We start from the raw sequence: 1097 nt of genomic DNA, 5'->3' as shown, positions 1-1097 counted from the left end.
CTGGAGGAGGCGACCTTCCTCTCGCGCTTCGCCAGGAGCGTCACGATCATCCACCGCCGGGACACCCTGCGCGCCTCCAAGGCGATGCAGGAGCGCGCCTTCGCTGACCCGAAGATCCGCTTCGAGTGGGACAGCGCGGTCGAGGCCATCCACGGGGACCCGAAGCTGAGCGGCGTCACCCTGCGCGACACCACCACCGGCGAGACCCGCGAGCTGGCCGTCACCGGCCTGTTCATCGCGATCGGCCACGACCCGCGCACCGAGCTGTTCAAGGGCCAGCTGGACCTGGACGCCGAGGGCTACCTCAAGGTCGAGGCCCCCTCGACCCGGACCAACATCCCGGGCGTCTTCGGCGCCGGCGACGTCGTGGACCACACCTACCGCCAGGCCATCACCGCCGCCGGCACCGGCTGCTCCTCCGCGCTGGACGCCGAGCGCTACCTGGCCTCGCTGGACGACCTGGAGGCCAAGGCCGCCGCCGTCGCGGTCTGAGCCCTCCCCTCGAACCACCCCCCGGGGGTGTTCCACGTGGAACACCCCCGCCCCGGCCGGGCAGAAACAGAACGGGCCCATCCGTTGTTCTCCTGGCAGCAGCCCCCTCCGTCCTAACCCGAGGAGTTCCCGTGGCCGGCGCCACCACCACCGTCACCGACAAGACCTTCGAGGCCGACGTCCTGAAGAGCGAGAAGCCCGTACTGGTCGACTTCTGGGCCACCTGGTGCGGCCCGTGCCGCCAGGTCGCCCCGGTCCTGGAGGACATCGCGGCCGAGCACGGCGACAAGCTCACCATCGCCAAGCTCGACGTCGACGCCAACCAGGAGACCGCCGCCAAGTACGGCGTCATCTCGATCCCGACCCTGATCGTCTACAAGGACGGCGAGCCGGTGAAGTCCATCACCGGTGCCCGCCCCAAGGCCGCGCTGCTGCGCGAGCTGGCCGAGTTCATCTAGGTCCTCCGGCCGGTCCTTCCGGTCGCCGACCGCACGGCGGCGGGGCTCCCCCGGGTGGGGGCCAGGCCGCGGCCGCGCTCGGGTTCAAGCCCTCGGTGAGCTTCGTCGGGCCGGTGGAGAGCCTGGTCGGCGAGAAGACCGGCCGTC

The 1097-nt window shown here is 71.4% G+C and carries 2 protein-coding genes; both read left to right on the top strand.

The annotated features are described in order from the left end of the window. On the top strand, positions 1-492 hold a 492-nt coding region (locus ACWD4P_RS38455), incomplete at its 5' end, for an NAD(P)/FAD-dependent oxidoreductase (protein ID WP_449782851.1). A gap of 131 nt (positions 493-623) precedes the next feature. Next, positions 624-950 carry a thioredoxin gene (trxA, locus tag ACWD4P_RS38450; RefSeq protein WP_359831748.1) on the top strand — a complete coding sequence of 109 codons (327 nt, stop codon included), beginning with the start codon at positions 624-626 and terminating at the stop codon, positions 948-950. Positions 951-1097 lie beyond the last annotated feature (147 nt).

This window comes from Kitasatospora sp. NPDC002543, from assembly GCF_053594915.1.
This window is presented reverse-complemented; position numbering and strand designations above follow the sequence as displayed.